18 protein-coding genes are annotated in these 18,145 nt (G+C 53.1%); 7 read left to right on the forward strand and 11 right to left on the reverse strand.

What is annotated here, in order from left to right; all coding sequences use genetic code 11:
* Positions 1 to 54: 54 nt before the first annotated feature.
* Positions 55 to 1,398, reverse strand: a complete 1,344-nt coding sequence (gene gdhA / locus HEM79_RS01715; protein WP_000373052.1) for an NADP-specific glutamate dehydrogenase — start codon at positions 1,396 to 1,398, stop codon at positions 55 to 57.
* A gap of 323 nt (positions 1,399 to 1,721) precedes the next feature.
* Here gdhA and HEM79_RS01720 point away from each other — a divergent pair, with 323 nt between their 5' ends.
* Complete coding sequence (locus tag HEM79_RS01720; RefSeq protein WP_000085251.1) at positions 1,722 to 1,994, forward strand: YnjH family protein; 273 nt, start codon at positions 1,722 to 1,724, stop codon at positions 1,992 to 1,994.
* Here HEM79_RS01720 and nudG read toward each other — a convergent pair.
* Positions 1,954 to 2,367, reverse strand: a complete 414-nt coding sequence (gene nudG / locus HEM79_RS01725) for a CTP pyrophosphohydrolase (protein WP_105284794.1) — start codon at positions 2,365 to 2,367, stop codon at positions 1,954 to 1,956. The genes HEM79_RS01720 and nudG overlap by 41 nt on opposite strands.
* A gap of 86 nt (positions 2,368 to 2,453) precedes the next feature.
* Between nudG and HEM79_RS01730 the strand changes: the two genes are divergently transcribed.
* Positions 2,454 to 3,074, forward strand: coding sequence for a CDP-alcohol phosphatidyltransferase family protein (locus HEM79_RS01730; RefSeq protein ID WP_176241160.1), 621 nt, complete (start codon positions 2,454 to 2,456; stop codon positions 3,072 to 3,074).
* An 8-nt stretch (positions 3,075 to 3,082) separates the two neighbouring features.
* Here the strand turns inward: HEM79_RS01730 and ynjE are convergent, their stop codons facing one another.
* The 9 genes from ynjE to xthA all read right to left on the reverse strand — a co-directional run bounded on the left by ynjE (position 3,083) and on the right by xthA (position 11,429).
* Positions 3,083 to 4,390, reverse strand: coding sequence for a thiosulfate sulfurtransferase YnjE (gene ynjE, locus HEM79_RS01735; protein ID WP_176241159.1), 1,308 nt, complete (start codon positions 4,388 to 4,390; stop codon positions 3,083 to 3,085).
* Positions 4,391 to 4,456: 66 nt separating this feature from the next.
* Complete coding sequence (locus HEM79_RS01740; RefSeq protein ID WP_176241158.1) at positions 4,457 to 5,110, reverse strand: ATP-binding cassette domain-containing protein; 654 nt, start codon at positions 5,108 to 5,110, stop codon at positions 4,457 to 4,459.
* Positions 5,110 to 6,645, reverse strand: coding sequence for an ABC transporter permease subunit (locus HEM79_RS01745; RefSeq protein ID WP_176241157.1), 1,536 nt, complete (start codon positions 6,643 to 6,645; stop codon positions 5,110 to 5,112). The genes HEM79_RS01740 and HEM79_RS01745 overlap by 1 nt, the downstream gene beginning before the upstream one ends.
* Positions 6,618 to 7,784 (reverse strand): ABC transporter substrate-binding protein, encoded by a 1,167-nt coding sequence (locus tag HEM79_RS01750; protein WP_176241296.1) that lies wholly within the window; start codon positions 7,782 to 7,784, stop codon positions 6,618 to 6,620. Before HEM79_RS01750 ends, HEM79_RS01745 begins: the two co-directional genes overlap by 28 nt.
* Before the next feature lie 9 nt (positions 7,785 to 7,793).
* Positions 7,794 to 8,342, reverse strand: a complete 549-nt coding sequence (locus HEM79_RS01755; protein ID WP_176241156.1) for a carboxymuconolactone decarboxylase family protein — start codon at positions 8,340 to 8,342, stop codon at positions 7,794 to 7,796.
* Positions 8,342 to 9,049: a TVP38/TMEM64 family protein gene (locus HEM79_RS01760; protein WP_176241155.1), complete on the reverse strand. Its 708-nt coding sequence runs from the start codon at positions 9,047 to 9,049 to the stop codon at positions 8,342 to 8,344. Before HEM79_RS01760 ends, HEM79_RS01755 begins: the two co-directional genes overlap by 1 nt.
* A gap of 14 nt (positions 9,050 to 9,063) precedes the next feature.
* A complete protein-coding gene (ydjY, locus tag HEM79_RS01765) occupies positions 9,064 to 9,741 on the reverse strand; it encodes a lipoprotein YdjY (protein WP_176241154.1) in 678 nt (225 codons plus the stop codon).
* A gap of 4 nt (positions 9,742 to 9,745) precedes the next feature.
* Positions 9,746 to 10,456: a TVP38/TMEM64 family protein gene (locus tag HEM79_RS01770; RefSeq protein ID WP_010356792.1), complete on the reverse strand. Its 711-nt coding sequence runs from the start codon at positions 10,454 to 10,456 to the stop codon at positions 9,746 to 9,748.
* A gap of 166 nt (positions 10,457 to 10,622) precedes the next feature.
* Positions 10,623 to 11,429 (reverse strand): exodeoxyribonuclease III, encoded by an 807-nt coding sequence (gene xthA / locus HEM79_RS01775; protein ID WP_176241153.1) that lies wholly within the window; start codon positions 11,427 to 11,429, stop codon positions 10,623 to 10,625.
* 444 nt (positions 11,430 to 11,873) lie between these two features.
* Here xthA and astC point away from each other — a divergent pair, with 444 nt between their 5' ends.
* The 5 genes from astC to astE are packed head-to-tail and all read left to right on the forward strand — an operon-like array spanning position 11,874 to position 17,901.
* Complete coding sequence (astC, locus tag HEM79_RS01780) at positions 11,874 to 13,094, forward strand: succinylornithine/acetylornithine transaminase (RefSeq protein ID WP_105286866.1); 1,221 nt, start codon at positions 11,874 to 11,876, stop codon at positions 13,092 to 13,094.
* The gene (astA, locus tag HEM79_RS01785; protein ID WP_176241152.1) at positions 13,091 to 14,125 is read left to right on the forward strand and encodes an arginine N-succinyltransferase; all 1,035 of its coding nucleotides are present in this window, start codon (positions 13,091 to 13,093) and stop codon (positions 14,123 to 14,125) included. The genes astC and astA overlap by 4 nt, the downstream gene beginning before the upstream one ends.
* A complete protein-coding gene (astD, locus tag HEM79_RS01790; RefSeq protein WP_176241151.1) occupies positions 14,122 to 15,600 on the forward strand; it encodes a succinylglutamate-semialdehyde dehydrogenase in 1,479 nt (492 codons plus the stop codon). Before astA ends, astD begins: the two co-directional genes overlap by 4 nt.
* Positions 15,597 to 16,940, forward strand: a complete 1,344-nt coding sequence (astB, locus tag HEM79_RS01795; RefSeq protein ID WP_176241150.1) for an N-succinylarginine dihydrolase — start codon at positions 15,597 to 15,599, stop codon at positions 16,938 to 16,940. The genes astD and astB overlap by 4 nt, the downstream gene beginning before the upstream one ends.
* Positions 16,933 to 17,901 (forward strand): succinylglutamate desuccinylase, encoded by a 969-nt coding sequence (astE, locus tag HEM79_RS01800; protein WP_176241149.1) that lies wholly within the window; start codon positions 16,933 to 16,935, stop codon positions 17,899 to 17,901. Before astB ends, astE begins: the two co-directional genes overlap by 8 nt.
* Positions 17,902 to 18,145 lie beyond the last annotated feature (244 nt).

Below are 18,145 nucleotides of genomic sequence, written 5' to 3' on the forward strand. Positions count from 1 at the left end.
TTTTGTAGGCCGGATGAGGCGTTCACGCCGCATCCGGCACAAACGCCTGATGACTTAAATCACGCCTTGCGCCAGCATCGCATCCGCAACCTTCACAAAACCTGCAATATTCGCGCCCTGCACGTAGTTGGTTTGCTCACCTTCACCACCGTGTTCAACACAGGCGTGGTGGATATCCAGCATAATGTGGTGTAAACGCGCATCAACCTTCTCGGCTTTCCAGCCCAGACGCGCAGCGTTTTGCGCCATTTCCAGCCCCGATGTTGCTACACCGCCAGCATTAGCCGCTTTACCCGGTGCAAACAGTACGCCTGCCTGCTGGAACAGTTCAGTTGCTTCAATGGTCGTTGGCATATTTGCCCCTTCCGCCACCGCTTTAACACCATTGGCGATAAGCTGATGTGCGGCGTCAACATCCAGTTCGTTCTGGGTCGCGCATGGCAGGGCGATATCAACCGGCACAGACCACGGCTGTTGGCCTTCGAGATAGACCAGACCAAATTCTTTGGCGTAATCTGCCACGCGACCATCGCGGCTGGATTTGATTTCGATAAGACGCGCCAGTTTCTCTTTCGTGAATCCACTTTCATCAACCACGGTGCCGCTGGAGTCTGATGCTGTAACCACGCGAGCACCAAATTCCATCGCTTTTTCGATAGCGTACTGGGCGACGTTGCCGGAGCCAGAAACGGAAACACGCATTCCTTCAAAACCCATACCGTGGCGTTTCAGCATCGCTTCCGTGAAATAAACCAGACCGTAACCGGTAGCTTCCGGGCGAATCAGACTGCCGCCAAAAGATAGCCCCTTGCCGGTGAAGACGCAGGCGGTATTGTTGGAGAGCTTTTTCATCATCCCCGCCATAAAGCCGACTTCACGACCACCAACGCCGATATCGCCCGCCGGAACGTCGGTATCTGCACCCAGGTGACGGTACAGTTCGGTCATCAGCGCCTGGCAGAAACGCATCACTTCGCCTTCGCTTTTCCCTTTTGGATCGAAATCGCTGCCGCCTTTACCACCGCCCATCGGCAGGGTAGTCAGGGCATTTTTAAAGGTTTGCTCGAAGCCGAGGAATTTAAGAATGGAGAGGTTTACGGACGGATGGAAACGCATACCACCTTTATACGGACCGATGGCGGAGCTGAACTGGACACGCCAGGCGCGGTTAACCTGTACCTGATTGCGATCATCAACCCACACCACGCGAAACTGGATCACGCGCTCCGGTTCAACCAGGCGCTCCAGTAACGACATCTGGCGATATTTTGGATTTTGTTCAAGAAAAGGCCAGAGAGTGGTCATTACTTCACGAACGGCTTGCGCGAACTCGGTTTGATTCGGGTCGCGCTTTTGGACATGGTTGAGGAATGACTCCAGAGAATATGTCTGATCCATAGATATAAAACCCTTATATATTAATACGATTGTGCTTATGTTGTTTATGTCATGTGCTTTTGCAGTTTTCGACTATACCATCAAGAATGTGACGGTAAGCAAGAAAAAAATGACACCGGAAAGCAAATTAATAATGTATGGAAGTTATAAAAGTCACCTAATGTCAGGTGCGTTTTATCAGACCTGGAAAACCGGGCGCATTTTCAAGAGTGATCCGTCGGCTGGATAAGGCGTTCACGCCGCATCCGGCAACCAGACGCTAAAGTTTTCCCGCCTGGTTACCGTTATCAGAACCAGAGGCAACGAAAAATAAGGAGTTTCCTGTGAGTCGAGCATTACTCGCCGTAGCGTTGGTATTTCCATTATTTGCGCTGGCTAACCCGCAATATCGTCCGGATGTGGAAGTGAATGTGCCGCCGGAGGTGTTTAGTTCTGGCGGGAAATCGGCGCAGCCCTGTAACCAGTGCTGCGTTTATCAGGATCAAAATTATTCGGAGGGCGCAGTGATTAAAGCGGAGGGGATACTGCTGCAATGTCAGAGGGATGACAAAACCATTAGCACCAATCCGCTGGTCTGGCGGCGCGTAAAGCCATAAACGCATGAAGTAGTGGAATATCAGCAGGAGCCAGCGGATATTGCAATGCTTCCTCTGGCAGACACCAGACCAGCGCCTGATGTTCGTGTGCCTGTAACGTACCGTGGAAGTCCGGTACGTGCCAGGCATGAAGATGGATAATCCGGCCAGACACTTCCCGCTGATGGCTGGCAACATATTCACCAACCGTTGCGTCAATGCCCAGTTCTTCGCGTAATTCCCGTACCAGCGCCTGTGGCTGACTTTCATCTGGCTCGACTTTGCCACCGGCAAACTCCCATAACCCCGCCTGATCGCTATGGGCGGGGCGTTGTGCGAGTAAAATTTTGCCATCTCGTTCGATAATGGCAGCAACAACTTCAATCATTTTCATAAATTACCCACGGTCGAATACAGGAAAAATGCCATAATATCCGCAGTGTTGCCCGATCAGAAGGGCTTTATATTTAAGGAGTGCCCGTGTTAGACCGCCATCTTCATCCGCGAATTAAACCGTTGTTGCATCAGTGCGTGCGGGTTCTTGATAGACCCGGTATAACGCCAGATAGTTTAACGTTAGTGGGGTTTGCCATCGGCGTGCTGGCCTTGCCGTTTCTGGCACTGGGATGGTATCTGGCGGCGATGATTGCCATTTTGCTCAACAGGTTGCTTGATGGTCTGGACGGCGCGCTGGCGAGGCGCAGAGGGTTAACTGACGCAGGCGGTTTTCTTGATATTTCTCTCGATTTCCTCTTTTACGCGCTGGTGCCGTTCGGTTTTATTCTCGCCGCACCAGAACAAAACGCGCTGGCCGGAGGCTGGCTGTTGTTTGCGTTTATCGGCACGGGCAGCAGTTTTCTCGCGTTTGCTGCGCTGGCGGCGAAGCACCAGATTGATAACCCCGGCTATGCACATAAGTCTTTTTACTATCTGGGGGGATTAACCGAAGGCAGCGAGACGATTTTGCTGTTTGTCCTGAGTTGCCTCTTTCCTGCCTATTTCCCATGGTTTGCGTGGATATTTGGCGCGCTGTGCTGGATGACAACATTTACGCGAGTGTGGAGTGGATATCTGACGCTGAAGTCGCTTCAGCGTCAGTAATTGCCGTGTTATTTGCTACTGTCCGGAGCGCGTTCACCGGTTGCTACCGGATTTTTCGGATCGCTGCTCCATTCATACCAGCCGCCGTCGTAAACGGAGATATTCTTCCAGCCCATTGCGCGCGCATACATAAAGGTTTCTGAGGCGCGCCAGCCGGTGCCGCAATAGAACGAGACTTGTTGATCTGGCAGGATATTCCATTCTTTCCACATTGCCGCGACGTCATCCGCAGTACGCATGGTGCCGTCCGGGTTATGGAAATCTTCCATATGCGTTGAGTCGCTACCCGCATGACCCCAACGAGCACCCGGGATATCACCTTTTGGCTTGATGTAGTCATAGCCGCTGGTGGTGCCGATAAATTCAGCCCATGAACGAACGCTGACCAGTGAAGCATCCTGACGATGCAGCAGCCCACGCGCCTGTTCCATATCGAGCATCAGTTGCGGTTGCGCCGGGATCTTCACGCCGAAGTCAGGTTCCGGTTTCACTTTCGGTGGCGTACCGCGCTCAACGGGCAGCCCCGCATCAGACCATGTTTGCCAGCCGCCATCCAGCAGGCGTACATCTTTCACGCCTGCGTACAGCATAATCTGCGCCACACGTGCTGCTGCGTAAACGTCTCGCCCGTACAGAATGACCGTGGTGTCATGGCGAATGCCGTGCTTTGCCAGCATTGCTTTCAGTTGCTCATCAGAAACTTTGTTCCACAGCGGTTCGCTTTCAACTTCGTTGGTATCGATGTAGTCAGCGCCGGGAATATGGCTGATAAGGTAAAACTTTGGTGCGCCCCAGGCTGCTTCAATGACTTTCCAGTCACCGGCAGGTTTTGCCGTAACCTCTTTACCTTGTTGCAGGTCATGCAGCCATTGCGGGTAAACCAGTTGCTCAAAGTGCGGCAGTTTTTGCAGGCGGGAAGGTTCGCTTAGCGCGTCACTCAGGATGGAGATATGCGTAAAGCCTGCTTTTTGCAGACGCGTTTTGACGGCTTCGACATCTTTGTCATTACCGTATAACGCCACCGGCACATCGGCTTTCAGGTTATGTTGCTTGATCCACTCGTTGAGCTGTTCGGCGCTCATTTTGTCGAGCCAGCTTGCAGAAAGGTTTAAGGCGGCAGGTTCATGACCGGAAGGGCCATTTAAAGTTTGTGGCCAGCCGTTATAAAACGCACTGGGGCGAGTATCTATCGCTTTGCCATTTTGTTGTTGAAGCTGGTCAAGAGTAAGAGGCTTCGCCAGTTCAGCGGCCCACGAAGAAGCGCAAGCCAGCCCTAAAGCCATTGCCAGCGCGGTCATTTGAGAAACACGTTTCATCGAAAATCCCGACATTGTAGTTTTGAGTGCGCCATTCTGAACTGGCGCATGAGGAAAAACTTTGCGTTATCGCAGTTTGTTGTAATTTTCTGACCACTGCATCATATCCAGAACCAGGCCACCAGCGGGAACATCCTGTAAATCATGGGTTACCTGAACGACCGGGATCGCCAGGGCGCGAACTTCGCTGAACACCCACTGGCGAAAACTGTCGCGCAAAGCCACGTCAAGACGGCTGAATGGTTCATCGAGTAATAATGCTTTGGGTTGGGCGAGAAGGGCGCGTAGCAGAGCTACCCGTGCCCGCTGACCACCAGACAGAGTCGCCGGATCCTGATGGAAAGTATCACCAAGTCCCGCGCGCTCAAGCGCATCATTCACGGCATTGTGCCTTGCAACACCTTTGAGTGTCGCCGGTAGCGCCAGCAGTAAATTTTGCCCGACGCTGAACTGGTCAAATAACAGCGCATCCTGGAAAAGAATGCCAATCTGGCGCTGTGCAGTCGGCAGCATGTCGATCCGCTGCTCATTGAGCCATAGCTCACCTGTACAAGAAAACTGCCCGGACAGCGCGCCAATCATCCAGGAAAACAGCGTGGATTTACCACAGCCTGATGGCCCCATTAACGTGACAATGTCACCTTTAGTGGTCGTAAAGTTGACGTTCTTTAGTAAGCTGGTTCCTGGCAAACGTAGCGAAACATCTTTCACGCAGAGCATTAGCGGAGTCCTTGTCTGACATAACCTACCCATTTTGCAAGCAGGGCGGTCAGGGCAAAAATAATAAGCGGTAACAGCAGTTGCCATAAAGCTTGGGCGGCGAGGATACCATTGCTGCCGCCGCTGCTTAACGCCACCGCTTCTGTGGTGAGCGTCGGAAAACGTCCCGCACCGAGCCACAGCGTCGGCATATATTGCGCAATACTCACTGAAAATCCGACAGCGAACGCAATTAGCGCGGGGCGTAGCATAAGCGGGAATTTCACATAACAGAATATTTTGGCTTGTGACCAGCCCAGCGTTTGTGCAATCAAAATTAATCGCGAGTCGATGCGCCGCCAGGCGGGTTGCAGGATAAACAGCATCCACGGCATCACCCACAGCAGATGCCCCCAGACCACCGCCGTCCAGCTACCATCCAGGTTGAGCCATAACGCCAGCGTGTATTGACCTGCCACTAATGGCAGTGCCGGTAATAAAATGGGCATCCATAACCATAACTGGCGACGCTTTGGCCCCCATTCCAGCCACAGCAGTAACAGAAGCAGAGCGATGAATGTCGCGACCAGAGCCATCGTCAGGCTATTGATGAGCGCCTCGTGATTGTTAGTCGACTGATCCGCGAGGATCGCCAGCAGAACCACACAGAGCACCCCCGTTAATGGTAATAACCTCGCCAGCGTATAGCCGGGCAGTAAAGGCGTGGCTGGTTTGCGAACGCCATCTTCAGGAGGAATGGTGTTCTGCCAGGCGCGCCATAACAGATAGCCCAGCAAAACACAGGCGGCGAGTAACAGCATCAGCAGCAGGCTGGCGAGCGCGCCTTTAATCTGTTGATCTGTATCACCCTGAGTTAACCACTGCCAGCTAATTACCGCCAGCGTCGGTGGATTACCTGGCCCAAGGATAATTGCTACATCCACGACCGACAGCGTCCATGCGACAATCGCCAGCATCGCCATTGCCAGAGCAGGAGCGACGGAAGGCAACAGCAGCCAGTTCAGGCATTGCCAGCGGCTGTAGCCCAGTGAATCCATCACTATAACCTGTTGTAGCAGCCGTTTTTCACTTAACGCGGCTGACAAGATCCACAGCAGAAATGCGCTTTCTTTCACCGCCAGAGTGAAACCCAGCCCAATACCCAATTTGTCCATTGGCGGAGTGAAATACGGGAAATAGTCGTAAAGCAGGCCGCCGTCAGCAAAGAGCAGAAGGGTGCTGGTGGCAAAAGCCACGTGGGGAATTGCGAGCAGCCACGGCAGACGGGCGCACAGATGCAGCCATTTTGCGCCAGGCCACAGCGCGACAATCACCAGCAGGGCAATCAACAACGCCCCGACCGCCGCGATAGTCGTCGAAACCAGCGTCGCCAGTAATGCCTGTGGTAACTGCGGATCGGCAAATAACGCCTGCCAGTGTGTCAGCGACAGGGCAGGCGCTATCAGCGTGAAAGCTGCCGGGATCAGCGGAGCGTAAATCACCGCCACCATCGCCCACAGCAGAAAGATTAATGCGTACCGTAACGGCGTAGCCATTCTTGTTCCAGCGCATTTACCCAGCCTGCATGTGGTTCCGCCAGTACCGACGGCAGATTCTGCGGCATTCTTGATTGCAATGTTTCGCGCTGCGTGTCAGGCAGTTTTTGCGGATCGAGAACGGAAGGATCGCCCCAGACAGCGGGATCCGCTTTACGCAGTTGCGCATCGGGTGAGAGCAGGAAGTTGGCGACAACTTTCGCCGCAGCACTGGCATTCGCGTTGGCAGGAATGGTGACGAAATGGACGTTGCCAATCATCCCCTCGCTAAAGCCGAAGCTGTAACTGCTTGCTGGCAAATCGCCGCTGGCTATTTTTTGTTGGGCATGAGCGGGGTTAAAGGTTAGCGACAGACGCAATGTACCGGCTTTTAGCAGGGCATCCATCCGTGCTGGCGAAGGCGGAAAATCCTTTCCTTCGCGCCACAAATACGGATGCAGTGCATCAAGATATTGCCATAAGGGCGCAGTGACGCGGGCGAAAGTCGCATTGTTCGGCGCTGCTTTTAATGCTGCGGGGTCTGGCGTCAGCATAATCAGCAACTGTTCCAGAAACGCCGTGCCTGTGAAGTCCGGTGGGCGCGGATAAGTAACCGTGCCGGGATTGGCTTTGGCAAACTCCAGTAACGCTTGCGGCGTTTGTGGTGGCTGTGGAGTAACATCGCGGCGGGCGATAAACGTCAGTTGTGCGCCACCCCACGGAGATTCTGCACCTTCGACAGGTACAGAAAAATCTTCCCGTACTGGCAGTTGCGTATCGACGTAATGCCAGTTGGGTAGAGTCTCCGCCCAGCCCGTTTGTAATAAATTGGCCTCTTTTAAGGTGCGGAAGTTTTCACCATTTACCCACAGAAGATCCACCGAACCGCCTGTTTTGCGCCCGGCAGCGGCCTCCGTCTGAATGCGTTTTACTGCGTCTGCGGCATCCGCCAGACGGACAATCTTCAGGTTTATATCGTAATGGGTTTTCATCTCGCCGCTAACCCAGTCGAGATAGCGGTTAATTGCCGTATCGCCGCCCCAGGCGTTAAACCAGACGGTTTGCCCTTTGGCGTCGTTTTTGATTTCCTGCCAGTCACTGGCATGTGTTGCCAAAGAAAACAGTGATAACAATCCCAGCAACCACACACAATGGCGCATCATCTCTCCTTAAGAACGTTTTTCAGGAATACGGCACAGCCCCTGAGCGGGAATGTCCATGGCAGAATTAAAACGGGCTGACAGATTTTGCAAACCGATCAATGCTGTCAGCTCGGTGAGCGCCTGAGCATCAAAATGGGCAGCCAGTCGGGTACGCAGGGCATCATCGACCGTTGGCGGTGTGACGCTCGCGGCTTCGGCGTATTCCAGCGCCAGCCGCTCCTCATCGCTGAACAGCGGGCTTTGCCGCCAGTCAGCTACCGCCAGCAGTTTGTCAGTGCTACCGGTACGCTCCGCGACTTTCATACTGGTGATATCTACGCAAAATTCACACAGACACATTTGCGCTATACGAGCACTGACAAGCGATCGCACCACCGGATCGAGCGGTGAATGTTTGCGCTCCAGCCAGCCGACAAACATCGACACCAGATAAAAGATAAACGGAATTCGCCCCCACCAGCGAATTGGGCTTAGCACCTCGCCATAATGGCGACGATGCAGCCACGCCTGCGGACGTAAAATCAAAGGAATTTTGCTAAGCGGCGGTAAACCCATCAGGCATTCCTCTTCTGGCGTTCAAGCCATATTTTTTTCGCCATAAATATCACCACGGTCAGGGCAAACAGAATAAACAGCCCGGTGACAAACCAGAATGTGCCTCCCGTTAACATGCTGCCCGCCCAGGAATAGACGATGGTTGCGGGTAGCTGACCAAGCCCGGTGGCGATAAAAAACGAGCGAAAACGTATTGAAGTCAATCCGGCAGCATAGCTGATAGGATCGAAAGGGACAAAAGGCAATAACCGACATAGCAGGATGGTGTGTTTGCCGTAGCGGGTAAAAAAGCCATCCATGCTGTTAAGCACGGTTTTACCGGTTAACTTTTCCACTACTTCGCGACCCATCACTCTGGCGATAAAAAAGCACAGCGCCGCACCCGCCATCGAACTGGTCCACGATAGCAAACCGCCCCAGAATGCGCCAAACAGCGACGCATTGGCAAAGGTTATCAAAAACGCAGGCAGCGGTGCGGCAATGGCCTGTAAGATCATCAAGAAGAACGAGACCACAGCCGCCTGTGTGCCGTAAGACTGAATAAAACGTTCTATACCCTGTTGATCCACGGCGGCAAACGCCGCAACGCTGCGATTGATAAACTCATGGACGCCGGGAAGCAGCGCCCATGCCAGCAGCACAGCGAACAACAGGATGATGATGGTGGCACGGTAGTACCAGATTTTACGCGATTGCATTTTCATCATCCTTTATCCTGGTTTTATTCGGCGATTTTAAAGGTAACCGTTGCCAGCGTGTTATCTGCCGGGAGAACCGACGCATTGCCTTTGAATTGCACTTCACCGCGTTTTTCCACTGCCCCATAAGTGTATGTCGCATTGCTGACGATACCGACCGGGCAGCTATCGAGACACACCAGGCAGCCAGTTTTCTTCTCTTCTGCCGCCGCTAAATTACCGCCAAAGCGCATGTCCAGTTTCTTGCCATTGCTATCGACAATCACCTCATCGAAGGAATACGCTTTTGCCGCCCCTTGCCAGTTGAGCGAAATATCCAGTTTGCTGCCCGCCACATGGGTCGTTTCTTTATTATCCATCGTCATGTTTTCGCCCGGCGTGCCACCGGCCTGTTTCAGAGCTTCATAAAATGCTTTCGGGGTCGCATAACCCATAAACAGCGATTTATGTCCGTTGGAGCCATCTTTAAACACAATGCCGTGGCGGGTATCGTCTGTCAGAAAACGGCCATTAATTTGCACCAGCATGGTGACCGTATGGTTATTGGCATCGACACGCAGTGGCTGGCTGGCGGAAAGCCCGTCGTATTCCACTTTTGCCACCGTATTTTCTTTTTGATCGCAGCCACTAAGCCCTGCGGCTGCCAGTAAACACAGTGCAGCCAGTCCTTTTTTCCATGACGCTGAATAATGTTGCAACATCGTTCTATCCTTCATTTTTGGGGTGAGTTAGTGGGCTGCGGCGCGAAGCAGACAGATCCACGTGTTTGTGTCGGGCGTAGAGTCTGGCGAACTGAACGAGAATAAACAGCGCCAGTCCTGCCAGACAGAGTTTTAAAATAAAGCGCAGCGTAATGCCCTCACTGGCGAGATCGCTTGCCATTACGGTATAAATAACTATTCCGGGCAGAGTAGTTAATGCCGAAATAAGGGTATAAGGCCAGAAGGCGATGGCGGTTAATCCATAAGCATAATTTTGAATATTGTAAGGAAATAGCGGGATTAAGCGGGTCAAAATAAGAAAATCGATACCGTTACGCGTAATACCTTTTTCTATGGCCTGAAAAGTGTGGCTATGACCAACGTATTTCAGCAGTAAATCACGTCCCAGCCAGCGTGCCAAAAGGAAGGAGCATGACGAGGCCAGCGTGGCGGCAATTAATGAAAGAAACGTCCCTAAGAGCGGGCCAAAGACTATTCCTCCGGCGATCACCAGTATGCTACCCGGTAACAGAAAGAGAGTGGCGATGATGAATAACAGAATATAGAGGCTATAACCGAAAAATCCGCTCTGGCGAATAAGCGCCTGTAAGTGAGGTAAATCGGTGAGCAGATCGAATAAACCGAAAGTGTGGATAGCGTAAATGACCAGCGCAAAAATAAGACAGGCAAAAAGAAATTTACGCTCAGCGTTCATCGTGGAGTTTCCTATATCAAACTTGATAATAGAGAAGTGGTCAGACAACTAAAAACGCAGTGACGGTATAACAAAGGACGGCAGGCAACAAATCATTACTGACAGTTTGTTGATTTTTCTCAAGGTTAATTCTCCTGACCCAGAGCGAGTCAGGAGAACAGAGAAATTAGCGGCGGAAGGTCGCCCACACCGGGGCGTGATCTGACGGTTTTTCCATACTGCGGATTTCATAATCAATGCCGGTTTCTACGCAGCATTCCGCCAACGGCTGGCTGGCGAGCAGCAGGTCAATGCGCAGACCACGGTTATCATCAAAACCTTTTGAGCGGTAATCAAACCACGAGAAGCGATCTGCCGTTTCCGGGTTCGCATGGCGGAAAGTATCCACCAGACCCCAGTTAATCAGTCTCTCCATCCATTCGCGTTCTTCCGGCAGGAAAGAGCATTTACCGGTACGCAGCCAGCGTTTGCGGTTCTCTTCACCAATGCCGATATCGAGGTCGGTGGGGCTGATATTCATATCGCCCATAATCAGCACCGGATTGTCACGCTTGAGTTCGGTTTCCAGGTAGTTTTGCAGGTTCTGATAGAACTGCGCTTTCGCCGGGAATTTAATCGGATGGTCACGGCTTTCGCCCTGCGGGAAGTAACCGTTGATTACGGTGACATTACCCAGCGGCGAGGGAATTTCCGCCATAATAATTCGTCGTTGAGCCTCTTCGCCGTCACCGGGGAAGCCGCGACGCACAGCAATCGGCGTCTCTTTGGTCAGCAGCGCCACGCCATAATGGCCTTTCTGCCCGTGATAAAAGACGTTGTAGCCAAGCTTTGCTACTTGTTCGAGCGGAAACATATCATCATGAACTTTTGTCTCCTGCAAACCAATCACATCCGGTTGGTGCTTTTCGACGATGGCTTCAAGCTGGTGTGGTCTGGCGCGCAGACCGTTGATATTAAAAGAGACAAATTTCATAGTCGCTGCCATTTATTCAGATAAAGAGTGCGTGGATGTTAGCAGAAATTCGCCGCGCTTACTGCCTGTTGTTAAGTGATTTGATCGATGGTTGTTAATGATGCCAACGATGGCGCAAAAAATGCCCGTTTTTGGTGCGGCTGCGTCAGAATGGCGCAGTAATTTCCAGTAAATTTCGTCAACGATCACAATTCCAGAATTATATTTTACTTCTGCATAACATTTCGTTTTTTATTCTTTTTATTCATCAGTATCGCAAACGTATTCACTTTATATGCACTTCAGGTGCATATCGCTGGGTTGTAACGCCTTGATTTCCAGTTAACTGCCGCCGTTTATGCACTTTTACCACTGGCTGGCACGAACCCTGCAATCTACATTTACAGCGTAATCGCCACTTATTATTAACATATAAATAACTATTTATTTACTGTAGGGGTCGCTATGTCTCAGCCAATTACGCGTGAAAATTTTGATGAATGGATGATACCTGTTTACGCTCCGGCACCGTTTATTCCGGTACGTGGCGAAGGTTCGCGCTTGTGGGATCAGCAGGGGAAAGAGTATATCGACTTCGCGGGTGGCATTGCAGTGAACGCTCTGGGTCATGCGCATCCGGAACTGCGGGAGACGCTGAACGAGCAGGCGAGTAAGTTCTGGCATACCGGTAATGGTTATACCAACGAGCCGGTATTACGGCTGGCGAAAAAGCTCATTGACGCGACGTTTGCCGATCGCGTGTTCTTCTGTAACTCCGGCGCGGAAGCCAACGAAGCGGCGTTGAAACTGGCGCGCAAATACGCTCACGACCGCTACGGTAGCCATAAAAGCGGCATCGTGGCGTTTAAAAATGCTTTCCACGGGCGCACGCTGTTTACCGTTAGTGCGGGCGGGCAGCCAGCCTATTCACAGGATTTCGCGCCACTGCCGCCGGATATCCGCCATGCCGCGTATAACGATATTAATTCTGCCAGTGCGCTGATTGACGACTCCACCTGCGCGGTGATTGTCGAGCCAGTACAGGGCGAAGGCGGCGTGGTGCCAGCCAGCAAGGCATTTTTGCAGGGATTGCGTGAGTTATGCGATCGCCACAATGCATTGCTGATTTTCGATGAGGTACAAACCGGAGTCGGGCGCACCGGTGAACTGTATGCCTATATGCACTACGGGGTGACGCCCGATCTGCTGACCACCGCTAAAGCTCTGGGCGGAGGTTTCCCGGTTGGTGCGCTGCTGGCAACCGAAGAGTGCGGTCGGGTGATGACCGTTGGCACTCACGGCACCACCTATGGTGGTAATCCGCTGGCCTCGGCGGTGGCGGGTAAAGTGCTTGATCTCATCAACACGCCAGAGATGCTTAATGGTGTCAAACAGCGTCACGACTGGTTTGTTGAGCGTCTTAATATCATTAATCATCGCTGCGGTTTGTTCAGTGAAATTCGCGGATTAGGTCTGTTGATTGGTTGTGTGCTGAATACGGATTACGCCGGGCAAGCGAAACAGATCTCTCAGGAGGCGGCGAAAGCAGGCGTGATGGTGCTGATTGCGGGTGGCAACGTGGTGCGTTTTGCGCCGGCGCTCAACGTCAGCGAAGAAGAGGTGACGACCGGACTGGATCGCTTTGCCGCTACTTGCGAACGCTTTGTTAGCCGGGGTTCATCATGATGGTCATCCGTCCCGTTGAGCGCACCGATGTCGCGGCGTTAATGCAGCTTGCTGGTAAAACGGGCGGCGGCCTGACGTCGCTCCCTGCCAATGAAGCCACGCTTTCGGCGCGTATCGACAGATCCATTAAAACCTGGCAGGGCGAATTACCCGAAAGCGAGCAGGGTTATGTGTTCGTGCTGGAAGAGAGCGAGACAGGCACCGTGGCGGGTATTTGCGCTATTGAGGTGGCTGTCGGGCTAAACGATCCCTGGTACAACTATCGCGTCGGTACGCTGGTTCACGCTTCGAAAGAGTTGAATGTCTATAACGCGCTACCGACGCTGTTTCTCAGTAATGATCACACCGGAAGCAGTGAGTTATGCACGTTGTTCCTCGACCCGGACTGGCGCAAAGAGGGCAATGGCTATTTGCTGTCGAAATCGCGCTTTATGTTTATGGCGGCTTTTCGTGACAAGTTTAACGACAAAGTGGTCGCCGAAATGCGCGGCGTGATTGACGAACACGGCTATTCGCCGTTCTGGCAAAGCCTCGGTAAACGCTTCTTTTCGATGGATTTTAGCCGCGCTGATTTTCTCTGCGGTACTGGTCAAAAGGCGTTTATCGCTGAACTGATGCCAAAACATCCGATCTATACGGACTTTTTATCCCAGGAAGCGCAGGACGTTATCGGCCAGGTGCATCCGCAAACAGCCCCCGCGCGTGCGGTGCTGGAAAAAGAAGGTTTTCGCTACCGTAACTATATCGACATCTTCGACGGTGGGCCGACGCTGGAGTGCGACATCGACCGCGTTCGCGCCATCCGCAAAAGTCGGTTGGTGGAAGTAGCGGAAGGGCAGCCAGCGCAGGGGGACTTCCCGGCTTGTCTGGTCGCCAATGAAAATTATCACCATTTCCGCGTGGTACTGGTGCGTGCCGATCCGGCAACCCAGCGTTTGATTTTAACCGCCGCACAACTGGACGCTCTCAAGTGCCACGCCGGGGATCGCGTTCGTCTGGTGCGCCTGTGCGCAGAGGAGAAAACAACATGACTTTATGGATCAACGGCGACTGGGTGACGGGGCAGGGCGAACTTCGCGTGAAGCGTAATCCGGTATCGGGCGACGTATTATGGCAAGGCAATGATGCCGATGCCGCTCAGGTGGAGCTGGCTTGTCGTGCTGCACGCGCCGCGTTTCCGCGTTGGGCGCGGCTCTCCTTTGGCGATCGTCAGGTAAGAGTTGAACGCTTTGCCGGACTGCTGGAAAGCAATAAAGCCGAATTAACGGCGATTATTGCCAGAGAAACGGGTAAGCCGCGCTGGGAAGCGGCAACCGAAGTGACGGCGATGATCAATAAAATCGCTATTTCAATCAAGGCATATCACGTGCGCACGGGCGAGCAGCGCAGCGAAATGCCAGATGGGGCGGCGAGCTTGCGCCATCGCCCACACGGCGTGCTGGCGGTGTTTGGGCCGTACAATTTCCCTGGGCATTTGCCGAACGGACATATCGTTCCGGCGCTGCTGGCAGGCAACACAATTATCTTTAAACCCAGCGAACTGACACCGTGGAGCGGCGAGGTGGTAATGCGCTTATGGCAGCAGGCTGGCTTGCCGCCGGGTGTGCTGAACCTGGTGCAGGGGGGGCGCGAAACGGGTCAGGCGCTGATTGCGCTGGAAGATCTCGACGGTTTACTGTTTACCGGCAGCGCCAACACGGGCTATCAGTTGCATCGTCAGCTCTCCGGTCAGCCGGAAAAAATCCTCGCCCTCGAAATGGGCGGCAATAACCCGCTGATTATTGATGACGTGGCGGATATCGACGCCGCTGTCCACCTGACTATTCAGTCAGCATTTGTTACTGCCGGGCAACGCTGCACTTGCGCCCGCCGTTTAATGCTTAAACGCGGGGCGCAGGGCGATGCGTTCCTTGCTCGCCTGGTTGCCGTCAGCCAGCGGTTAACGCCGGGGAACTGGGATGACGAACCACAGCCGTTTATTGGCGGGCTGATTTCTGAACAGGCCGCGCAGCAGGTTGTTACCGCCTGGCAGGAACTGGAAGCGATGGGCGGGCGAACCCTGCTTGCGCCACGTTTACTGCGCGCAGGAACATCGTTGCTGACGCCGGGGATCATTGAAATGTCAGGCGTTGTCGGCGTGCCGGATGAAGAAGTGTTTGGGCCGCTATTGCGCGTCTGGCGTTATGACACCTTTGATGAGGCGATTAAGATGGCGAATAACACTCGCTTTGGTCTCTCTTGCGGGCTGGTGTCACCGGAGCGGGAAAAGTTCGATCGACTGTTACTGGAAGCGCGGGCGGGGATCGTCAACTGGAACAAACCGCTTACCGGCGCTGCCAGTACTGCACCATTCGGCGGCGTTGGCGCTTCCGGCAACCATCGCCCCAGCGCCTGGTATGCCGCAGATTATTGTGCCTGGCCGATGGCTAGCCTGGAGTCAGACACGTTAACGTTGCCCACTACGCTTAACCCCGGTCTGGATTTCTCCGATGAGGTGGTGCCATGAACGCCCGGGAAGTGAATTTCGACGGGCTGGTGGGGCTGACGCATCATTACGCTGGTTTGTCGTTTGGCAATGAAGCCTCTACCCGCCACCGTTTTCAGGTCTCTAATCCGCGACTGGCGGCAAAACAGGGTTTACTGAAAATGAAAGCCCTTGCTGATGCGGGATTCCCCCAGGCGGTGATGCCGCCGCACGAGCGACCGTTTATTCCTGTTTTGCGTCAACTGGGATTCAACGGCAGCGATGAACACGTGCTGGAAAAGGTTGCCCGTCAGGCTCCGCATTGGCTTTCCAGCGTCAGTTCCGCTTCGCCAATGTGGGTAGCGAATGCAGCCACGGTAGCGCCATCCGCTGATACGCTGGATGGCAAAGTGCATCTGACCGTCGCCAACCTGAACAATAAATTTCACCGTTCGCTGGAAGCGCCCGTCACCGAATCGCTGTTAAAAGCGATTTTTAATGATGAAGAGAAGTTCACCGTTCATTCTGCTTTGCCGCAGGTGGCGATGCTGGGGGATGAGGGGGCGGCAAACCACAATCGTCTCGGCGGTAACTATGGCGATCCCGGTATTCAGCTTTTTGTTTACGGGCGAGAAGAGGGCAATGGCACGCGACCTTCCCGTTATCCGGCGCGGCAAACCCGCGAAGCCAGTGAGGCGGTCGCCAGGTTGAATCAGGTGAATCCACAGCAGGTGATTTTCGCCCAGCAAAACCCGGACGTTATCGACCAGGGCGTTTTTCATAATGATGTGATTGCTGTGAGCAACCTCCAGGTGCTGTTTTGCCATCAGCAGGCGTTCGCCCGCCAGGCTCAATTACTGGCAAACCTGCGCGCGCGGGTGAACGGTTTTATGGCGATAGAAGTTCCGGCGGCACAGGTTTCCGTAGCGGATGCTGTCTCGACTTATCTGTTTAACAGCCAGTTACTGAGCCGTGATGATGGTTCGATGGTGTTGGTGCTGCCGCAGGAGTGTCGGGAACACGCTGGGGTATGGCGTTATCTCAATGAATTGCTTGCTGCCGATAACCCGATAAGCGAACTGAAAGTCTTTGATTTACGCGAAAGTATGGCAAACGGTGGCGGCCCTGCGTGCCTGCGGTTACGCGTGGTGCTGACGGCAGAAGAATATCAGGCGGTAAATCCGGCAGTGATGATGAACGATACCTTGTTTAATACGCTCAATGGCTGGGTGGATCGCTACTATCGCGATCGTCTTACTGCCGCCGATCTTGCTGACCCGCAATTGCTGCGTGAAGGAAGGGAAGCTCTGGATGCGCTGACTCGTTTGCTAAATCTCGGTTCGGTTTATCCGTTTCAGCGTGAGGGAGGGAGCAATGGATAATTTTCTTGCCCTGACCTTAACGGGCAAAAAACCAGCCATGAGTGAGAGGGAAAGCAACGGTATTCGCTGGCGCTGGCTGGGCGACGGGCTGCTGGAACTGACGCCGTTAACGCCACCGCAGGGTGCGCTGGTGATTTCTGCGGGAATACACGGTAATGAAACAGCGCCGGTAGAAATGCTTGATGCTTTGCTTGGCGCGATCCTCCACGGCGAGATCCCTCTACGCTGGCGGCTGCTGGCGATCCTTGGAAATCCCCCGGCGCTCAAGCAAGGGACACGTTATTGCCATAGCGATATGAATCGAATGTTTGGCGGACGCTGGCAGCTATTTGCCGAAAGCGGCGAAACTTGCCGTGCCCGCGAACTGGAACAGTGTCTGGAAGATTTTTATGAACAGGGTAAAGAGTCTGTTCGCTGGCACCTTGATCTGCATACCGCGATTCGTGGTTCGTATCACCCACGGTTTGGTGTTTTACCGCAACGTAATATTCCCTGGGACGAAAACTTTCTGACATGGCTGGGTGCGGCAGGGCTGGAGGCATTGGTGTTTCACCAGGCGCCGGGGGGCACGTTTACCCATTTTAGTGCCGAACATTTCGGTGCACTGGCGTGTACGCTGGAACTTGGTAAAGCATTGCCATTTGGCAAAAACGATCTTCGCCAGTTTTCACCCACTGTCAGCGCGATTACTGCGTTGTTATCTGGCGTGAGTGTCGGTACTGAGAGAACGTCGCCGCTACGCTATCGGGTCATTTCGCAAATTACCCGCCACTCATCGTCCTTCGAACTGCATATGGCAAGCGAGACGCTGAACTTCACGCCGTTTAAGAAAGGAACGTTGTTGGCGCAGGATGGTGAGGAACATTTTACTGTGACTCATGATGTTGAGTATGTGTTATTCCCTAATCCATTGGTGGCGACGGGATTACGTGCGGGATTAATGCTGGAAAAAATAACCTAATACTTGCCCGCAGAAATCATTCTGCGGGTATTTACTGGCTTTTTAATGAAATAATGCGGATTAATCCTGGTTATTTGCTTTATTTATCACCAGTCATCAGGTATAGTTCTTCATAATTTCTGCAAAATCAGTGTGTTGTAATATTTCATCATCACTCTCCATCAAATTTTCTTTTTTTCTCCATAATTGGCGCAAAAGTGTTTTTTACACTTTCATTGTTTTACCGTTGCTCTGATTAATTGAC

The organism is Escherichia sp. 93.0816 (assembly GCF_013368855.2).
Classification (GTDB): Bacteria; Pseudomonadota; Gammaproteobacteria; order Enterobacterales; family Enterobacteriaceae; genus Escherichia; species Escherichia ruysiae.